At 66.0% G+C, this 21,567-nt stretch carries 4 protein-coding genes (1 of these 4 running past the window's edge); all 4 read left to right on the top strand.

Translation table 11 applies throughout. The features are described 5' to 3' along the window. The first annotated feature begins 32 nt into the window (after positions 1–32). Positions 33–1,460 carry a mycofactocin system GMC family oxidoreductase MftG gene (gene mftG / locus AB0L63_RS03220; protein ID WP_364493697.1) on the top strand — a complete coding sequence of 476 codons (1,428 nt, stop codon included), beginning with the start codon at positions 33–35 and terminating at the stop codon, positions 1,458–1,460. Positions 1,461–1,589: 129 nt separating this feature from the next. Next, the gene (locus AB0L63_RS03215) at positions 1,590–2,945 is read left to right on the top strand and encodes a GAF domain-containing protein (protein WP_364493695.1); all 1,356 of its coding nucleotides are present in this window, start codon (positions 1,590–1,592) and stop codon (positions 2,943–2,945) included. A gap of 429 nt (positions 2,946–3,374) precedes the next feature. Then, positions 3,375–21,071, top strand: a complete 17,697-nt coding sequence (locus AB0L63_RS03210; RefSeq protein WP_364493693.1) for a non-ribosomal peptide synthase/polyketide synthase — start codon at positions 3,375–3,377, stop codon at positions 21,069–21,071. After that, positions 21,071–21,567: the 5' portion of a non-ribosomal peptide synthase/polyketide synthase gene (locus tag AB0L63_RS03205; RefSeq protein ID WP_364493691.1), read on the top strand. Its footprint extends 24,778 nt past the window's final position; only the first 497 of its 25,275 coding nucleotides appear in the window; the start codon lies at positions 21,071–21,073; its stop codon lies beyond the right edge, outside the window. The genes AB0L63_RS03210 and AB0L63_RS03205 overlap by 1 nt, the downstream gene beginning before the upstream one ends.

Below are 21,567 nucleotides of genomic sequence, written 5' to 3'. Positions count from 1 at the left end.
TAATGGCTATATCACCCGATGAGCTGATGTAGATGATCGACACGTTGATCATCGGTGGTGGTACGGCCGGTTGTGTGCTGGCGGCCCGGCTGAGCGCAGATCCGGAGCATCATGTGCGGCTGTTGGAGGCGGGGCCGGTGTCGACCGACCCGGCGGCACTGCTCGATGCGGCTCGGATGCCGATCGGACCCGAATCACCCTGGGTGTGGCGGTATCCCGTCACACTGTCGGGTGCGATCACCGGGAATATCGTGCGCGGCAAGGTGATCGGTGGATCCAGTGCGATCAACGGTGGCTACTTTGTGCGGGCGACGGCTACGGATTTCGCCGCATGGAGCAAGGAACTCGATGGATGGTCTTTCGATGCGGTCCTGCCCGCCTATCGTCGACTCGAGCACGACCATGATTTCGGCGACCAGCCGGGACATGGCACTACCGGGCCGATACCGGTGCGCCGTGCCGCTGCTCCCGGGCCACTGAGCTCAGAATTCGCCTCGGCCTGTGCGGCGCTCGGTTTTCCGCTGATACCCGACCTGAACGCACTGCCCGGTGTCGGTCCGGCAGACGGGTTCGGGCCGGTGCCGTGCAATATCGAGCACGGCAGGCGCGTGGATACCGGATCGGCATATCTCGCGCCCGCGCTCGCGCGACCGAATCTTATGGTGACCGGTGCGATGCTGGTGACCCGCATCCGTTTCCACGGCACGCGCGCCATCGGGGTGGACTACGTGCACGAGGGCAAGCCGGGTGCACTGGACGCGAATCGCATCGTATTGTGCGCGGGCGCAATCGAATCCGCGGCGCTGCTGTTGCGTTCGGGCATCGGCGATCCGGAACAGCTTCGGGCGCTGGATATTCCGGTAGTGCATCCCGCGCCCGTCGGCGCGTGGGTCAGCGATCACCCCGAGATCGGCATCGACTACCGCATCGATCCGCCGTACCCGACTGCCGAGGGCGTCCCGCTGAAATACGTGCTGGAACTCGACGACGTGGAAATCCGTCCGTACGCCGTAACGTTTACCCCGTATACGCAACGTTTGGGCGTGGCGCTCATGCGCCCGCATTCCCAAGGCGTGCTCCGGCTCCGCGCCGCCGATCCGACCGTGCCGCCGCACATCGATTACCGGTACTTGTCGGAGGCCGCCGATCGGATTCGGTTACGGGAGGCGGTTACCTCGGCGCGCGAGATATTGCACGCGATTCCGATGGTGCGCACGCCGGATTCGATACCGGATGATGCGTGGCTGTTCGCGAATCCGGCTACTTCGCAACATTTGTCGGGTACCTGCCGGATGGGCGGTGCGGACGATGCGCGCGCGGTGGTCGATGCGCGGTGCGAAGTGCACGGTACAACCGGTTTGTCCGTGGTGGATCTTTCCGTTGTTCCGGTGCCGCTGAGTCGCGGTCCGCACGCGACGACGGTACTGATTGCCGAGCGCGTCGCGGAATACCTCGCCTAGAGGTTTGAAAGATGGGTAGTTCACATTTGTACGAGGTCTGAACATGGTGTGACCTGGCGGACAAACGAAGGCAACCGACCTTGCCCGAGTTATGCGCGCCGGTACAGTTCGGGGCGGAAAGAAAGGCTAATGGTCAGCAATCTTGCAGGTGGGCGGCACCCACGGCACGGCGTCGAACCCGGCACGCAACTCGGCGCATTGGAAGCCTATGCCGCACAAGCACACGGGTACCTTAGCGCGGGTGGTGAGCAGCTAACACAGCTTGCCGGTCTGCTGCGTCCCGTCGTGCTCGAATCCTGGTTGCGCAGTGTGCGCGGCGGCGTCGACCCGATTGATCCGCTCGATGGACGCGGTCTGCGCGGTGCGGATCTGCAGCGCTACCGCGACGCGCATCCGATTGCCGCATTGATGCCGCTGATCGACAAATTGCTCGTACAGGACACGGCCAGAACGGGTTTGATCGTCGCGGTGGCCGATCAGTTCGGCCGGGTGCTCTGGGTGCACGGCAATCCCGATCAGGTCGGTGCCGCCGCCGAAATCGGGCTGCGCGCGGGCGATGATCTGAGCGAACGCCGCATCGGCACGAATGCCGTCGGCCTGGTGGTGCGCACCGGGCGGGCCGCGTGGATCCATGGGCCCGAACACTTTCTGCACCGGATGCATCAGATCACCGGTGCGGCTGCGCCGGTACATGATCCCGACGGCAGGCTGGTCGGGGTGCTGATGATCGCCGGGGGTGTGCGGGTGGCCAAGCCGGAGATTCTGGCCTTGGTGAAGGCCACCTCTACCGCGGCCGAAATGGATCTCTTGCTGACCGCGATGCGTGCGGGGCAGCGCGGGGCGGTGAGTTCGACCGGTGAATTCGCGGCGGCGCGCTTGGGTTTGGATGTGCTCGGACTCGGACAGCCGCTGCTGACCGTCGCGGGCGATCGAGTTCCGTTGTCGCAGCGGCACGCCGAGATTCTGCTGCTGCTCGCCGAACATCCGGAGGGGCTCGGCGCGGATCATCTGGCATTACTGCTCGACGACACGGATCTGGATAACGGCACCATCCGCGCCGCAATGTCGCGGTTGCGCGCGGTGGTCGGCCCGAACATATTCGGTTCGCGCCCATATCGGTTGCGGGTCCATATCGCAACCGATATCGAGGCACTACGGGCCGCGCTCGACTCCGGTGATGTCGATACTGCATTACGGCTGTACGTGGGTCCGGTGCTGCCGCGCTCGACCGCGCCGGGAGTTATCGATATCCGCGATGAACTTCGGGTTCGGCTGCGCGCCGCGGTACTCGGTTCCGGTGATGCCGCGGTGCTGCGTCGGTGGACTGCATGCGCGGAGGGGCGCGACGATGCCGCGGCCTGGGGCGCGTACCGGGCGACGGTAGATCGCGATTCGCCGCTGTATGCGCAGATCGAGGCCAAGATTCGGGTGCTCGATCGGCGGCTCGGCGCCGATGCAACGCGGATGCAACGTTCGCGCTCATAGTGTGCACATCTGAAAGAGTTGTGTCTCACACCAGCGATCGAATTGTGATCGCGGACACAGCTTTGCCCCGCCGCGTCGGCTCAGCTGAGCGCACTGGACGGCTGACCAACTTTTTTAGATCAAAAAGTTCCTTTTTATCAACGAAGCGCCTACTGTTCGCAATGCGGATCACATCCGTGTGATGTAGCTGACACCGCCGCGGCGCCCGCACCGCGGCAGCGAAGTTGGAGGAGCGATCAAGAGCTAGGCGCGAGCGGGCGCAATCTGTTCCGATCCCGCGTGGGTGTCGTCATGCCCCGCGCATTCGCCGAATCATCTTGTGGTGGCGTCGAAGCCATGTGGCAACGCTGAACAACATTGCCGCAGAGGCTTATTCGTGCTGCCTGAAAGCGTTCGGTCTGCTGTTTTACGCCGAACAAGGAGGCTCTGGTGCACGGTACGGAGTTGGATGGGGCCCGACCGGACGGGGCCGCGCCCTTGGCGAGTGACTGCTTATCGGACGCACCGCGGGACCAGTCGTTTCCACTCGCACCGGCACAGCTGGGGGTCTGGTACGCGCAACTGCTCGATCCCGATGTGCCGATCAATGTGGCCCAATACGTCGACGTGCCCGGCGTGCTGGATACCGCGATCCTGCGAGAGGTAACGGTCATCGCGGCGCGGGAATACGGATCGGTGCTGGTGCGGCTCGGCGAATCCGGCGGTGTGCCGCACCAGCGCGTCGATCCGGCGAATTCCGTCGATATCCAGGCAATCGACCTGCGCGAACACGCCGACCCGGTGGCCGCGGCGCACGAATGGATGCGCGCGGATGCGAGCGCGCCGGTCGATATGCTGGCCGATCGGCTGTTCGCCGGTGCCGTGCTGCGTGTCGCGGACCAGCGGACCTTCTGGTATTTGCGGGCGCATCACATCGTGCTCGACGGGTACGGCGCGCTGACCAATACACAGCGGGCGGCGCAGTTGTATACCGCCAGGGTGCTCGGCACCGAGCCGCCGGCGGTCCAGCCAGGTGCGCTGACCGAACTGGTCGATGGTGAACTCGCCTACCGGGACAGCTCGCGCTTCGAGACCGACCGGGCGCACTGGGCCGAGCGGGTGACCGGGCTCGATGGCGCGACCAGCCTGGAAGGGCGGACGGCGCCGCGCTCGGCGACCAATCTGGTCGTCGGCCGGGTATTGCCGGACGTGCTCGTCGATCGGATGAATACGCTTGCGGCGAACCAGGATTCGACGCTCGCGGTGGTACTGCTCGCCGCCTTCGCCGGATATCTCGGGCGGCTCACCGATCGGGACGAGGCGGTGCTGAGCCTGCCGGTGACGGCGCGCACCACCGCGCTGATGCGGCGGTCGGCGGGCATGCTGTCGAATATCGTGCCGCTGCGGCTTCCGGTCGACGGCACCTGGGGTGAGCTGCTGCGGGCGATGCGTGTCGAGGTGGCGGGTGCGCTGCGGCACCAGCGGTATCGGCACGAAGACATCCGCCGCGATGCCGAGCACGACGGGCGGCCCGCGCGCCGTGCGCTGTTCGGTCCGCTGGCCAACATCATGCTGTTCGGCAGCGAGCTGACGCTGGGCGATGCGGTCGGCCGGTACCACGTGTTGTCCACCGGGCCGGTGGAGGATCTGAGCCTCAATGTCTATTACGGCGAGCGCGACAGCGTGCACATCGATTTCGAGGTGAATCCGAATCTCTATGCCGCCGACGACATTGCGCGCCATCACCGGCGGTTCGTGCGGTATCTGGAGCGGTTGGTGGCCACCGAGGTCGATACGCCGCTGGCCGCGGTGGCGGTAGCGACCGAATTGGAGCTCGAGGTCAGCACCCGGATGTGGAATGCGACCGACTTCGATGTGCCCGCGGTGGTTGCCGGTGCCCCGACGCTGGTTTCGCTGTTCGAGGCGCAGGTCGCGCGGACGCCGGATGCGGTTGCGGTGCGGTTCGCGGGTGTGCCGGATCTGACATATCGGGAACTCGCGGCGCGCAGCAATAGGTTGGCACGGCATCTGATCGGATTCGGCGTCGGACCCGAGACGCTGATCGCGGTTGATATCCGTCGGTCGCCGGAGCTGGTTGTCGCGATATACGCGGTCCTTGCCGCGGGTGCGGCGTATGTGCCGCTGGATCCCGATCATCCGGCCGAGCGCACCGCGCACATTCTGGCCACCGCGCAACCGGCATGTGTACTGACAACGGATGCCACCGAGCTGGTCGGGGTGCCGGTGATTCGGCTCGGTGGGCTGGATCTCGCCGACTATGCGGATGGTCCGGTCTGGGATCGGGAACGCACCGCCGCACTGCGGCCAGGGCAGGCCGCGTATGTCATCTTCACCTCGGGGTCGACCGGGCTGCCGAAGGGGGTCGTCGTCACCCACGAGGCGATCGTGAATCGGCTCGTGTGGATGCAGCAGCAGTATCGGTTGTCGGCCGATGATGTCGTACTACAGAAGACGCCGGCCACCTTCGATGTGTCGGTGTGGGAGTTCTTCTGGCCCTTGCAGATCGGGGCGCAGTTGGTGCTCGCCGAGCACGACGGCCACCGTGATCCGGACTATCTCCGTGCCACGATCGATGAATATGGAGTCACAACAGCGCATTTCGTGCCGTCGATGCTGGAAGTATTTTTGGTACAGCAGGAGTTCACCGGACGCACGACGCTGCGCACCGTCTTCGCGTCCGGTGAGGCGCTGCCCGCCGCGCTGGCACAGCGACTGCGGGTGCTGACCGGTGTACGGCTGCACAACCTGTACGGTCCCACGGAGGCGGCGGTCGACGTCACCTTCCATGAAGTGACCGATACCGATACCCTCTCGGTGCCGATCGGCGCGCCGGTCTTCAATACCCGGCTCTACGTGCTCGATTCGCGGTTGCGGCCGGCACCGGTCGGAGCTGCGGGCGAGCTGTATCTGTCGGGGGTACAGCTCGCCCGTGGCTATCTCGGCCGCCCCGGGCTCACCGCCGATCGGTTCGTCGCGGACCCGTTCGGGTCGGCCATCAGGATGTACCGCACCGGTGATCTGGTCCGCTGGACCACCCGCGGTGAACTGGAGTACCTGGGCCGCACCGACTTTCAGGTGAAGCTGCGCGGGCTGCGGATCGAGCTCGGCGAGATCGAAGCCGTACTCGGGGCCATCGATTCGGTGGTGCGCGCGGTGGTCGTGGTGCGCGATGACGCCGGAGTGGGCGAGCAGCTGGTCGCCTATGTGGTCGAATCCGAGCCCGGCACGGTGTCTGTCGCCCATCTGCGCACCGCGGCATTGCGCGCGTTGCCCGCATACATGGTGCCTGCCGCGTTCGTAGTGCTGGACGCACTGCCGGTCAATGCCTCCGGCAAATTGGATCGGGCCGCGCTGCCCGCGCCCGAGCGAATCTCGACCGAATACGCCGAGGTCGTGACGCCGGTGCAGGCCGTGGTCGCGCGGGTGTTCGGTGCGGTGCTCGGACACGATCGGATCGGGCGCGACGATGATTTCTTCGCGCTCGGCGGCAATAGTTTGGTAGCCACCCAGGTCGCGGCGCGGTTGGGCGCCGAACTGGGCTGTCGGCTCGGGGTTCGCGAATTGTTCACCGCTACCACGGTGTCCGCACTCGCCGAACTCATCGAGCGGGCGGGTGGATCCAGTGGCGGACCGGTGCTCGCGCGGCTGCGGGCGCGACACCGGCCGCCGCTGGTTCCGCTATCTCCGGCGCAGCAGCGGATCTGGTTCCTCAACCGGTTCGAGACCGCGAGCGCCGGTTACAACATGCCGTTCGTGGTGCGGATGCGCGGTGCGGTCGATATTTCCGCGTTGCGGCTGGCCTTGGCCGATCTGGTCGATCGGCACGAGGTGCTGCGCACGATCTTCCCCGCGGTATCGGAGGGGGTGGCGGCCCAGCAGGTCGTATTGTCCGCGAACGACGTTGCCGTAGTGGGCGAGCCGGAGTCGATCGGCGCGGATGACCTGGATGACGAGCTGGCCCGGTTCGCTGCGCTCGGATTCGATCTGGAACGTGAAATACCCATGCGCGCACGGGTTTTTCTGCTCGACGACGACGACTGCGCGCTAGCGCTGGTGCTGCATCACATTGCCGCCGATGGCCTGTCGCTGCGGGTTTTGGCACGAGATGTCATGTCCGCGTATCGATCCCGGCATGCTGGCAATGCGCCGGAATGGCTGCCGCTGCCGGTGCAGTATGCGGATTACAGTCTCTGGCAGCATGAACTGCTCGGCTCCGTGGCGGATTCGGATGCGCCAGCGGCCCGGCAGTTGGAGTTCTGGACGGCCACGCTCGCCGGTGCACCCGATCTGATCGAACTGCCCGCCGATCGGTTCCGGCCCGCCGTCGCATCCGGGCGGGGTGCGGTCTTCGGGTTCGAAATTCCGGGTGACGTGCATGCCGAAGTCGTGAAACTTGCGCGTGCCCAGGGTGTTTCGAACTTCATGGTGCTGCATGCCACGCTGGCTGTGCTGCTTTCGCGGCTGTCCGGCGGTGACGACATCGTGATCGGCACGCCGGTGGCCGGACGTGGTGAACGGGCGCTGGACGACCTCGTCGGCATGTTCGTCAACACCTTGGTGCTGCGGACCGTCGTCGATGCCGCCGCTCCCTTCTCCGCGCTGCTGGCTCGGGTTCGGGAGACCGATCTCGCGGCCTTCGGCCATGCCGAATTGCCATTCGAGCAGCTGGTCGATGCCATCAACCCGCCGCGCTCGCAAGCGCGGCATCCGCTGTTCCAGGTATTGCTCGCTTTCGACAATGCTTCCGACATCGCCTTCGAACTCCCCGATTTGTCGGTCTGCACCAGTACGCTGGAGACCGGAGTGACCAAATTCGATCTCCAGCTCACGGTCACCGAAGGCTTCGCCGGTGCCGGACTCGGGGAAGGTCCGGCACCGGCGGGGATCCGGGCGGAATTCACCTACGCCACCGATCTATTCGACGAAGCCACCATCGCGGATTATGCGCAGTGGTTGGTTCGGTTGCTGCGCGCGATCGTGATCGATGCCGAGCTGGTGGTGGGGGATCTGCCGCTGCTGGACGTGGCTGGTCGGCAGCGCGCGATCCACTGCGGAATCGCCGAGTCGTCGAGCAGTGCCGCCACGCTGCTGGCCGCATTCGAGACACAGGCGCGGCGGACGCCCGAGGCGGTCGCACTGGTCGACGGGGACGGTGCGCTGACGTATGCCGAGTTCTCGGGGCAGGTGAATCGGCTTGCTCGTCGGCTGATTGCCGCCGGGGTCGGGCCCGAGGCGCTGGTCGTGCTGAGTATGCGGCGTTCGGTGCAGTTCGTTGTCGCCGCCTATGCCGTACTGACCGCGGGTGGCGGGTATGTGCCGGTGGATCCGGATCAACCGGCGGCGCGGCGTGCGCACGTTCTTGCCGCGGCTCGGCCGGTGTGTGTGCTGACTCGGGCCGATGACGGGTGGGCGACTGGATCTTCGGAGTCGGTCCTGGTGGTCGATGCCTCGGATTGCTCGGGCTATTCGGATGCACCCGTGCGGGATATGGACCGAGTGCGTCCCTTGCGGGCGACCAATACGGCGTACGTCATTTTCACCTCCGGATCCACCGGCAAGCCGAAAGGTGTTGCGGTACAGCATGCCTCGGTGGTCAATCAGATCGACTGGATTGCCGACGAATACGGCATCGGGGCCGACGATGTGGTGCTGTTCAAGACTCCGGCGACCTTCGATGTGTCGGTGTGGGAGTTGTTCGCGCCATTGGCGCGCGGTGGGCGCATGGTCGTCGCCGAGCATGACGGGCATCGGGACACGGCGTATCTGGCCGCGACCATTGCGGCGCAGCGGGTGACGATGACCTCGTTCGTGCCATCGATGCTGACGATGTTCGCCGATGCCAGTGGAATCGCCCAGATCGCGTCGTTGCGTGTGGTTTTCGTGGCGGGTGAGGCGATGACCGGTGAAGCCGCGGCCCGCTTCGCCGCGGTGTGCCGGGCCGAGCTGCACAATCTATACGGCCCAACGGAATTCACCGTGCACGCGACCTATGCCGCGGTCGATACTGCCCTGCCCGGGGCGGTGCCGATCGGTCGGCCGGTGCATTCGAGTCAGGTGTTGGTGCTCGACGCCCGGTTGTGGCCGGTGCCGGATCTGGTCGTCGGCGAACTGTACCTGTCCGGTGTTCAGCTGGCGCGCGGGTACCACGGTCGAGCGGAGTTGACCGCCGAGCGGTTCGTGGCAAATCCGTATGGCCCGGCTGGAGCCCGGATGTATCGGACGGGTGATCTGGTTCGGCGCAATCGTGCCGGGGATCTGGAGTTCCTGGGACGCAGTGACTTTCAGGTGAAGCTGCGGGGGCAGCGGATCGAGCTCGGTGAGATCGAGGCGGCGCTCGTCGCCGCCGACGATGTGCGTGCGGCCGCTGTTCGGGTGTTCGCGCATGCCGCGGGTGAGCTGCTGGTCGCCTATGTGGTCGCCGCTATTCCAGAGGCGAAGCTGGCCGAGGTGCTCGGACAGCGGCTGCGCGCTGTGCTGCCTTCGTACATGGTGCCGACGGCCTATGCCGGACTTGCGGAAATGCCGCTGACCAGTTCGGGCAAGTTGGATCGCAAGGCATTGCCCGATCCGGTGCTGGCCGCGACGACGTTTCGGGCGCCCGGCACGGCGGCCGAGCATGCGGTTGCCGAGGTATTCGCGGCGGTGCTCGGTCTCGACCGAGTCGGATTGGACGACGACTTCTTCGCGCTGGGCGGAAACTCCCTGGTCGCCACGCAGATTGCCGCGCGGATCGGGGCGGTGGTCGCTGCCGATATTCCGGTGCGGCTGTTGTTCGAGCATTCGACGGTGGCCGCTTTGGCCGCACATCTGCCCGATTCGGGGACCGCGCGCGGCCGACGGGCGGTGGTCGCGCAGGCCCGGCCCGAGGTGGTGCCGCTGTCCTATGCACAGCAGCGGATGTGGTTCCTGAATCAGTTCGATACCGCCTCGGTCGCGAATAATCTGACGGCCGCGGTGCGACTGGTCGGCACGCTCGATCTCGGCGCGCTGACCGATGCGGTCGGCGATGTCATCGCCAGACATGAGGCGCTGCGCACCAGATATCCAGCGGTCGACGGCATTGCGCAGCAGGAAGTGCTGCCGGTGGATCGCAATGCGGTTTCGCTGGTGCCGGAGCCGGTCGATGCGGTGGATTTGATCGACCGGGTTCGAGCGGTGGCGGCAATGCCTTTCGCGATCGATCGGGCGGCGCCGGTTCGACTCACCTTGCTGCGCACCGCGACCGAGCATGTGCTGGTTGTCGCCATCCATCACATCAGCGCGGACGGTTGGTCCATCGCACCCCTCACTCGGGATCTGATGGCCGCCTACGCCGCGCGTCGCGCGGGCGCGGAGCCGAACTGGGTGGCGCTGCCGGTGCAGTACGCCGATTACACACTGTGGCAGCGGGAAATGCTCGGTGCCGAGGACGATCCTGATTCCCTGCTCGCCGAGCAGATCCGTTATTGGTCAACTGAATTGGCCGATCTGCCCGATGTGCTGGCCCTGCCGGGGGATCGGCCGCGTCCCGCGGTCGCGTCGGGTCGTGGTGCGCGCCACGCCTTCACCATCGATGCCGCGATCCATCGGCGGCTGCGGGATGTGGCGGAGGACGCGAACGCCTCCCTGTTCATGGTGCTGCATGCGGCCTTCGCCACGCTGCTGGCGAAACTGGCCGGGCAGCGCGATATTGCGATCGGAACCGCGGTCGCGGGTCGCGGTGCCGCCGCGCTGGACGGGCTGGTCGGCATGTTCGTCAACACCCTGGTGCTGCGCACCGATGTGCGACCGGAACTTGCCTTCGCTGACTTGATCACCGCGGTCCGCGACGGTGATCTGCGCGCCCTCGCACACGCCGATGTGCCGTTCGAGCGGCTGGTCGAGGTACTCAATCCAGAGCGTTCCGCGGCACGGCATCCGCTGTTCCAGGTCATGCTCGACTTTCAGAACACCGCCCAGACCAGCCTGGAGCTGGCCGGGGTCGCGGCCTCGGTGCTCGATATCGATACGCGGACGGCGAAATTCGATCTGCAACTGACGCTGACCGAGACCATCGACGCGGCCGGTGCTCCGGCGGGGATGGCCGCGACTTTCGAGTACGCCACCGACCTGTTCGATGCGCGAACAGTTGCGGCGTTCGCGATTCAGCTGTGTCGCGTGCTCGATGCGATCGCGGATCCGCACGTGCTGATCGGCGATATCGATGTGCTCGATGCCCGCGAGCGGGCGCTGATCCTCGACAGCTGGAATGCGACAACGCATCCAGTGGATTCCGACGCGACGCTGGTATCGCTGTTCGAGGCGCAGGTCGCGCGGACGCCGGATGCCATTGCGGTCACCTTCGAGGATGAGTCGCTCACGTATGCGGAATTCGCGGGTCGGGTGAATCGGCTCGCGCGACCGCTGGTGTCGATCGGTGTTCGTCCGGATACCGCGGTGGCCATCGGCATGCGGCGATCGCTGGATCTGGTCGTGGCCATATACGCGGTGCTCACCGCGGGTGGTGCCTACGTTCCGGTGGATCCGGAGCATCCGGCCGAGCGAATCACCGAGACGCTGCGGTCGGCGCGTCCGGTGTGTGTGCTGACCCGCACGGGTGATGGGCTGGATCTCGGCGCCGAGGAACGTTCGCGCGCGTGGACGGTGCTCGATGTGGATCTGTTCGACACCTCCGACTACTCGGATGCGCCGGTAACCGACGATGATCGGCTCGGCTCCCTGGTGTCGGGCCATGCCGCGTACGTGATATTCACCTCCGGCTCGACGGGGCGGCCGAAGGGCGTCGCGGTTTCGCATGCGGCGATCGTCAATCGTCTGGTGTGGATGCAGGACACCTACCCGCTGACCGTCGATGATGTCGTGCTGCAGAAGACACCAGCCACCTTCGATGTGTCGGTGTGGGAGTTCTTCTGGCCCTTGCAGGTCGGGGCGCGTTTGGTGGTCGCGAAGCCGGATGGGCATCGTGATCCGGCGTATCTGGCGTGGGTCATTCGGCGCGAGCGAGTCAGTGTCGCGCATTTCGTGCCGTCGATGTTGGTGGTGTTCGTCGCGGAACCCGCAGCGGCCGACTGTGATTCGCTGCGGCTGGTATTCGCATCGGGGGAAGCATTGGCGCCCAAGCCCGCGCATCGGCTGCGTGAGCTGACCGGTGCGGCGGTGCACAATCTGTATGGCCCGACCGAGGCGGCGGTGGATGTCACCAGCCATGAGGTCACCGCGGCCGATGTGGATACCGTGCCGATCGGTGCGCCGGTATTCAACACCCAGGTTTATGTCCTCGATGCTCGGTTGCGTCCGGTGCCGGCCCGGGTCGCGGGCGAATTGTATTTGGCCGGTGCGCAATTGGCGCTCGGATATTTCGGACGACCGGATCTGACGAGTGATCGGTTCGTCGCGAATCCGTTCGGCGATGGTGCACGGATGTATCGGACCGGGGATCTCGCGGCCTGGCGTTCGGATGGGGTGCTCGAGTATCTGGGACGCACGGATTTCCAGGTCAAGCTGCGTGGTTTGCGGATCGAACTCGGTGAGATCGAATCCGCGCTCACCGCCGTGGCTACCATCGCGCAGGCGGTGGTTGTGCTGCGGGATGGGCGGCAACTGGTCGCATACCTCGTCGGGGAGGCCGGAGCGCGGGTCGATACCGATGCCGTGGAATCCGCTCTGCGCGGGCAACTGCCGGCATATATGGTGCCGTCGGCGTTCGTCGTACTCGATGAATTTCCGCTCAATGCTTCCGGCAAGTTGGATCGCGGGGCCCTGCCAGCCCCGGTATTCGAGGCGGCTGTTTTCCGTGCGCCCGTCACGGCGACCCAGGAAATCGTTGCCCGAACCTTCGCGGAGGTACTGGATGTCGAGCTGGTCGGCCTCGACGATGACTTCTTCGCCCTCGGTGGAAATTCGCTGAACGCCACCCAGGTCGTCGCGCGGTTGGGGGCGGCGCTGGATATGCGGCTGCCGGTGCGGATGCTGTTCGAAGCATCGACGGTTGCGGCATTGGCGGCCGCGACCGAGGTACATGAGGACCGCGGCTATATCGCGTTGACCGCGCGCCCGCGACCAGCGCGGATTCCGCTGTCGTCGGCGCAGCGGCGCATGTGGTTTCTCAACCGGTTCCTGGCCGACGATCCGGCGGGTGCCGTCGACAACATTCCCGTCGCGTTGCGGCTCACCGGTGATCTCGATATGGAAGCGTTGACTGCCGCGCTGGCGGATGTGATCGCGCGGCACGAGACGTTGCGGACGGTCTATCCCGACGGTCCCGATGGTGCGGAGCAAATGATTATCGCTGCGGCGCAGGCTGTTCCGGCGTTGCAGCCAGAGCTGATCACGGAAGCCGAACTCGGGGCGCACCTTCGCGCCTTCGTGGCGACACCGTTCGATCTGACCACCGAGCTACCACTGCGAGCCCGTCTGTTTGCGGTCAGCGCTGGTGATGCGGTGCTTGCCATGGTGCTGCACCATATTTCGGCCGATGGATTCTCGCTCGGACCGCTCGCGCTCGATCTCATGACCGCCTACGCCGCACGTCGAGATGGCACCGAGCCCACATGGGCGGCATTGCCCGCACAGTATGTCGACTACACGCTATGGCAGGCCGAAATACTGGGTGACGACGCGGATCCGGCGTCGCGGGCACACCGGCAGCTTGCCTTCTGGCGGCGTGCGTTGACGGGTCTGCCCGAACAACTGGAACTGCCCACCGACCGGCCGCGCCCCGCCGTCTCGTCGTATCGCGGTGCCACCCACCGGCTCCGCATCGACTCCGATCTGCACAGTGAACTGCGCGAACTGGCCCGCAAGCGGGAGACGACGCTGTTCAGCACGATGCATGCGGCGCTCGCGGTCCTCTTGTCCCGGCTGTCGGTCAGCGAGGACATCGCGATCGGTACACCCGTCGCGGGTCGCGGTGATGCCGCGTTGGACGGGCTCGTCGGGATGTTCGTCAACACGCTGGTATTGCGTACCCACATCGATACCAGGGCGCGCTTCGAGACCGTGCTGGATACTGTGCGCGCACAGGATATCGACGCGCTTTCGCATGCGGATGTGCCGTTCGAGCGGCTGGTCGAGGTCATCGCGCCGACGCGCGCCCAGAACCGGAACCCGCTGTTCCAGGTGGCGTTGACCTTCCAGAACTTCACATTGCCGTCGCTCGAACTCGCCGATCTCGTGCTGCGTCCGGTCGAATTCGATGCGGCGGCGGCCAAATTCGATCTCCAGTTCACGGTGGCCGAATCCGATGACGCCGATGGTCGTGCGGATGGCATGGATATCGAGATCACCTATGCGACCGACCTTTTCGATGCGGGCACGATCGCGGTGCTGGGTCGCCGCCTCACTCAGGTGCTGGCCGCCATTGCGGCCGATGCCACGGTGGTGGTCGGGGATATCCAATTGCTCAGCGCCGAGGAACAGTATCGGGCGCTGCACGAATGGTCCACTCCGACGGGGACTTACGTTACCGAGACGGCCACGCTGACCGAGCGATTCGCGCTGGCCGCCGCACTCGATCCGACGGCCGTCGCGGTCCGTGCGGGCACCCGATCGTTGACCTACGCCGAACTCGACGCCTGGTCGAACCGTCTGGCCCGGCGGCTGATCGCGGCTGGGGTCGGACCGGAAGCGCTGGTGGCGGTGGCGCTGCCGCGGTCGGTGGAACTGGTCGTCGCATTGGTCGCGGTGATCAAGGCGGGGGGTGGCTATCTGCCGATCGATCCGAACTATCCGGCGGATCGGATCGAATATGTGCTCGACGATGCACGCCCGATCTGCGCGATCACCAGCACCGCAACCGAATTGACACCCGGTTGGTTCGGTGGGCCGGTGCTCGATATCGCCGCCGCGAATCGGGGTTCGATCGATTCCTCCGCCATCACCGGGGCGCAGCGCCGCGCGCCGCTGAATCCGGCGCATACGGCTTACGTTATCTACACCTCCGGATCCACCGGGCAACCGAAGGGTGTGGTCATCCCGCACCGCAATGTTTTGCGACTGCTGGACAACACCCAGTGTCGCTTCGATTTCGGTCCCGCCGATGTCTGGACGCTGTTCCACTCCTACGCATTCGACTTTTCGGTCTGGGAGCTCTGGGGTGCGCTGCTGCACGGCGGCACACTCGTGGTGGTCGACTACTACACCTCACGCTCACCGCAGCAGTTCGCGGAACTGCTCGCGGCGGAGCGGGTGACGGTGCTGAACCAGACCCCGTCGGCCTTCTATCAACTGATCGCCGCCGAGCCGCCCGACGAACTCGCCTTGCGTTATGTGATCTTCGGTGGCGAGGCGCTGGAACCGCAGCGACTCGGCGGCTGGTTCGCCCGGCACCCGCGGTCGCCGCGACTGGTGAATATGTACGGCATCACCGAGACCACCGTGCATGTGTCCTATCGGCCGATCGAGGCGGACATCGGCTCGGCGAGTGTGATCGGTGGCGCCGTACCCGGATTGGTCGTACGGGTCCTCGATGCGCGCCTGCGGCCGGTGCCGGTCGGTGTACCCGGCGAAATCTATGTCTCCGGTGGTCAGTTGGCGCGTGGCTATCTCGGGCGGCCCGCGCTCACCGCCAGCCGGTTCGTGGCCGATCCGTACGCCGAGGCGGGTGCCCTGGCCTACCGGTCCGGTGACCTCGCACGATGGACGGCCGACGGCGAGTTGGAGTACCTGGGCCGGGCCGATCAACAGGTGAACCTGCGCGGGTTCCGCATCGAGCTGGGCGAGATCGAGGCGGCGCTGCTGGCGGCGAGCGCGGCGGTGCGCGAGGTGGCGGTGGTCGTGCGCAGCGATCTGGTGGATGAGCTCCGCATTGTCGCCTATGTGGTCGGTTCCGACGTGATCGACACCGCGGAGTTGCGACAGCAACTCGCGCGCCGGTTGCCCGAGCACATGGTGCCCGCCGCGATCCTGGTGGTGGATCGAATTCCCTTGACCGTCAACGGGAAACTCGATCGGGCGGCGCTGCCCGCTCCGGTGTTCGAGGGCACCGCATACCGCAAGCCCGGCACGTTCGTCGAGGAGATTGTCGCCGGAGCCTTCGCCGATGTACTCGGGCTGGCCGATGTCGGTGCGGATGACGACTTCTTCGCCCTCGGTGGTTCCTCCCTGCTGGCCGCGAAGGCCGCGGCCCGCATCGGTGCCGCGCTCGGGTGCACCGTCGGCGTGCGCGCGCTGTTCGAATCGCCGCGGGTCGCCGACCTCGCCGCCGCGGTCACCGCGAGCGACTACACCGCGACCAGGCCCCCGCTGGTGGCCGGCGCACGTCCGGACCGGATTCCGCTCTCCCCGGCCCAGCAGCGGATGTGGTTTCTCAATCGGTTCGACCAGCAGTCCATCGCCTACAACATTCCGGTGGCGCTGCGGCTCACCGGCGCATTGGATATCGCGGCGCTACAAGCCGCGGTCGCGGATCTGATCGGCCGACACGAGTCGCTGCGGACCCGGTATCCGGAGGTGGACGGTACGGCGACCCAGCTGATTGCGCAGGTCGCGCAGGCGATTCCGTCGTTGTATCCGATCGATATCCCCGAAGTCGGACTGCCGGAACGGATTCGGGAGCTGGCCGCCACCACGTTCGACGTGACCGTCGATATCCCGGTGCGGATGCGGCTGTTCCGGATCGCGGGGCGCGCGGAGTACGTATTGGCGGCGGTGTTGCATCACATTGCCGCGGACGGATCCTCGCTCGCGCCATTTGTCCGCGATCTGATGCTTGCCTACCGCGCGCGCCTGGATGACAGCGCGCCCGGCTGGACGCCCCCCGCCATGCAGTACGCCGATTACGCACTGTGGCAGCGCGAGCTGCTCGGCGGCGAGGATGAGCCCGAATCGCTGTCGGCGCAGCAGATCGCGTACTGGACCCGGACATTGGACGGCTTGGTCGATCAGCTGGCCCTGCCCACCGATCACCCGCGACCGGTGCGCCAGAGTCTGCGCGGCGCGAAGGTGGAGTTCGCGATCGACGCGCGCTTGCACAGCGCGCTTGTCATGCTCGGAAGACGCAGCGGTGCAACACTGTTCATGGTGGTCCATGCCGCGTTCGCGGCATTGCTCGCTCGGCTGTCCGGCAGTTCGGATATCGCAGTCGGCACCCCGATTGCGGGACGCGGCGATGCCGAACTCGACGATGTGATCGGCATGTTCGTCAATACCCTGGTATTACGGACTCGAGTCGATGGCGGTGCCAACTTCGATGCACTGCTCGAGCGGGTCAGGGCTGCCGATATCGCCGCCTTCTCGCATGCGGATGTGCCGTTCGAGCGCCTGGTGGAGGTGCTGAATCCGGAACGATCCACGGCGCGGCATCCGCTGTTCCAGGTCGGGCTTTCGTTCCAGAATCACGAGCGCGGCGAACTGAAGCTACCCGGGCTCGAGGTGAGCAAGATCGAATTCGACAGTGGGGTAGCCCAATTCGATCTGCATCTGTTCGCTGTCGATCACTACGGTGCGGATGGTGCGCCCGAGGGTATCGATCTCGCGCTCGGGTACGCGACCGACCTGTTCGAGTCCGCCAGTGCGCAGCGGATGGCTGATCAGCTGTTGCGAGTGCTCGAATCGATTGTTGTCCAGTCGGATACGGCTGTGGGTCGGCTGGATTTGCTGGGCGCGGCAGAGCGTGCGCGGTTGCTCGAGCAGTGGAACCGGACCGCGCATCCGGTGGCCGCTGCGACGTTGGCGGATCTCATCGATTCTCAGGCCGCACTGACGTCGGAGCGGGTCGCATTGATCGATGCGAGCACGGAATCAGTGCTCACCTATGCCGAATTCGACGCGGCGGTCAACAGGCTGGCGCGCAAGCTGATTGCGGACGGGGTCGGCCCGGAAACGACCGTTGTGCTCGCCATGCGGCGTTCGGTCGAGTTGGTTGTCGCCATGTACGCGGTGGTGCGGGCCGGTGGCGCGTATGTGCCCATCGATCCGGATCATCCGGCCGACCGGATCGCGTACGTCATCGAGACTGCCGGGCCGGTGTGTGTGCTCACCACCTCACACGACGGTTTGCCCATCGAAACAGCGCTTCCCACAATGGAAGTAGATCGGCTCGAGTTGGCCAACTATGCGGCGACTCCGATTGCCGATGGCGAACGGGTGCGACCGTTGTGGCCGGAGCACCCGGCATATGTGATCTTCACATCCGGCTCGACCGGACTGCCCAAAGGCGTCACTATGTCGCACGCGGCGGTCGTCAACCAGTTGTCCTGGCTGCGTGACCGATTCGCACTCGGACCGCACACGAGTGCGTTGCTCAAGACTCCGGCGACCTTCGACCTATCCATATGGGAGTTCTGGTCGGTCCTGACGACGGGCGGTCGCTTGGTGGTGACCGAGCCCGGCACCGAACGCGATCCGGACCGGCTGTGGACGCTGATCGAACGACATGCGGTGACGACACTGCACGCCGTCCCGTCGCTGGTCGGCATGCTGCTCGCGGCATCGGATGCCCCGCTACCGGATGTGCTGCGGCAGGTGCTCGCCATCGGTGAGGCGCTGCCGCCCGCCACCGCGATCGAATTCCGTCGTCGGGCCGGACATTCCGGCGCGCGACTGTTCAACCTGTACGGCCCGACCGAGGCGGCGGTGTCGATCACGGCTTTCGCAGTCGATGCCGACCCGACCCATATCGTGCCGATCGGCGCGCCCGCCTGGAACAGTCGGGTCTACGTGCTCGACGTACGACTGCAACCGGTTCCGGTGGGTGTGCCCGGCGAGTTGTATTTGGCCGGTGCGCAATTGGCGCGTGGCTATCAAGGTAGGCCGTCGCTTACGGCCGAGCGCTTTGTGGCGGATCCCTTCGCCAGCCGCGGGGAAACCACGATGTACCGGACCGGCGATATCGTCCGCTGGCGTTCGGACGGCACGCTGGAGTACCTGGAGCGGGCCGACTTCCAGGTCAAGATCGGCGGCTTCCGGATCGAGCTCGGTGAGGTGGAGGCCGCGCTGCTGCGGCTGCCGGAGGTGCGCGCCGTGGTCGCGGTGGCGCGCAACGACGAGCCCGCCGGAGCTCGGCTCATCGCCTACGTCGCGGTGCCGGAATCGACGGCACCTGGTGAACTGGCCGGTGCATTGCGTGCGGCGGTGGCCACCGAGCTGCCCATCTATATGGTGCCCGCCGCGATCGTCGTGCTGGAGTCATTGCCGCTCAATGCCAATGGCAAGGTCGATCGGGCCGCATTGCCGGAGCCGACATTCGCCGCCGCCGCTTTCCGCGCACCGATCAGCGAGCTCGAGCGCCTGGTCGCGGCCGCCTTCGTCGCGGTAACCGGAGCGGAGCAGGTCGGGCTGGATACCGACTTCTTTGCGGTCGGCGGCAATTCACTGCTGGCGACCCGGTTGGCGGCGCAGTTGGGTTCGGCGCTCGGCGTGCGGGTGCCGGTGGCCGCGGTATTCGATGCACCGACTGCCGGGCTGCTCGCCGCGCGACTGGCCGACCTCGGCGACGCCGATGCCCGGCCCGCGCTCACCCGGCGATCCGGCACCGCACCCGCCCCGCTATCGCTGGCACAGCAGCGGATGTGGGTGGTCAATCGGCTCGCCCCCGACTCTTCGGCCTACCACATTCCCGCAGCGTTGCGCCTGATCGGCGCACTGGATACAGCCGCACTTCGCGCGGCGATCCTGGATGTGATCGAACGCCACGAGACCCTGCGCACCCGGTACCCGGATGCCGAGCCCGAACCGGTGCAGCAAGTGCTGGAAGTTGCCGATATCGCAGTCGATCTGGCACCGATCCACGTGGCACCGGGCGATATCGACGCGCGCATCGCCGAATTCGTTGCCACCGGTTTCGATATCACCGCCGCACCACCGGTCCGCGCGGCATTGTTTCGCACCGATGTCGACGAGCACGTGCTGGTGGTGGTGCTGCACCACATCAGCGCCGACGGCTATTCGATCGCACCGATGACGCGGGATCTCATGCGTGCCTACCTCAGCCGGATCGCGGGCACTGCGCCCGACTGGGATCCATTGCCGATCCACTACGCCGATTACAGCGTGTGGCAGCGCGCGGTGCTCGGTTCCGACCGCGATCCGGACAGTCTGCTGTCTCGGCAACTCCGTTATTGGACAACGGAATTGGCAAGCCTGCCCGAGGTACTTCCGTTGCCGACCGATCGACCGCGGCCGGCGCGTCGGGATATGCGCGGTGCCACGGTCGATTTCGAGGTCGACGCGCAGCTCGCCGGACGGCTGGAGACCGTCGCCCGTGCGCACGGTACGACGCTGTTCACCCTGATCCACAGTGCGTTCGCGGTCCTGCTCGCCAAGCTCTCCGGCACCGCGGATATCGCGATCGGTGCACCGGTGGCGGGGCGTGGCGAACGTGCGCTCGACGATCTGATCGGCATGTTCGTCAATACCGTTGTGTTGCGCACCGAGGTCGACGCACGCACCGGCTTCGCGGATCTGCTTCGGCAGGCCAGGGATCGCGATATCGCGGCACTGTCGCATGCCGATGTGCCGTTCGACCGGGTGGTCGACGCCGTGGGTACCAGGTCCAGTGCGTATACGCCGTTGTTCCAGGTGTTGTTCACCTTCCAGAACATGCCGTCCGGCCACGTCGCACTGCCCGGCCTCGAGGTCGAGGTGCTCGATCTCGCGCTGGCGGAGGCCAAATACGATGTGCAGCTCACCGGCATCGAGTTGTTCGACGCGGCCGGTGCGCCGGCCGGATTGGATATGCGATTCGGTTACGCGACCGACATTTTCGATGCCGCGACGGTCCGGCTGTTCGCCGAGCGGCTACTTCGAATATTCGAGGTCGTCGCGGCCGACCCGGCCATCGCCATCCGCGCCATCGACATTCGCGGTACCGACGAACGGTCACGTACCGGAGTCGAACAGCCGGACAGTCTGCTCGCGCTGATCGCGGCAGCCGCCGAAATCGATTCCGGTGCAGTGGCTTTTACCCATGACATGCATACGGTGACCTACGGCGAGCTGGCCGCCAAGCTCGCGACGGTCGCCAAGGCCATGGGCGCGACCGCGAAACCGGAAGCGCTGGTCAATATCGCCCTCGCCGGGCTGGTGCCCGGCCTCCTGGCCGCCCTCGGCGGCAGTGGTCTCGCCGCGGTGCTGCGGACCCTGCACACCGAGGCGCGGGCCGTGCTCGCCAACTCGGGGTTGGCACTCGATTCGGAAGGAATCCGCTGATGTCCAAGGCAGAATCGGTCGCATTCAGCAAACTCGGCAATCGCCGTGCCGCCTACGATCACTCGGCGCTGCGCCGGGCATATGGACTCGATGACTTACCCATCCTGATCGATAAGGTCGCCGAATTGGATCCGGAGCGGGTCGCCCTGCGGCACGACGGGATCACGATCACCTACGGTGCGTTGGCCACCGAGATCACGGTGTTGGACGAGGCCATGGGTGGCGGTCTCGGTGCCGACGCATTGGTATCGGTGGTGGTTTCCGGTCAACTTCCTGCCCTGCTCGAGTCGGGAGACGGCGCACTCGGCGCCGTGCTCGAGCAATTGCTCGATGACGCCCTGATGACGGCGGCCCATGTGCTGCCGTCGGTATTCGCGCCGATCGAGACCCTGGTCAGCGAATTCGACGCGCAGGTGCGCCGGACCCCGGACGCGGTGGCCTTGGAATTCGCGGGTGCGACGCTGACCTACGCGGAGTTCGACGGACGCGTGAACGC

Source organism: Nocardia sp. NPDC051990 (assembly GCF_040680755.1).
Taxonomy (GTDB): domain Bacteria; phylum Actinomycetota; class Actinomycetes; order Mycobacteriales; family Mycobacteriaceae; genus Nocardia.
Note: the sequence above shows the minus strand (reverse complement) of the source record. Positions and strands in the feature narration are given on the sequence as shown.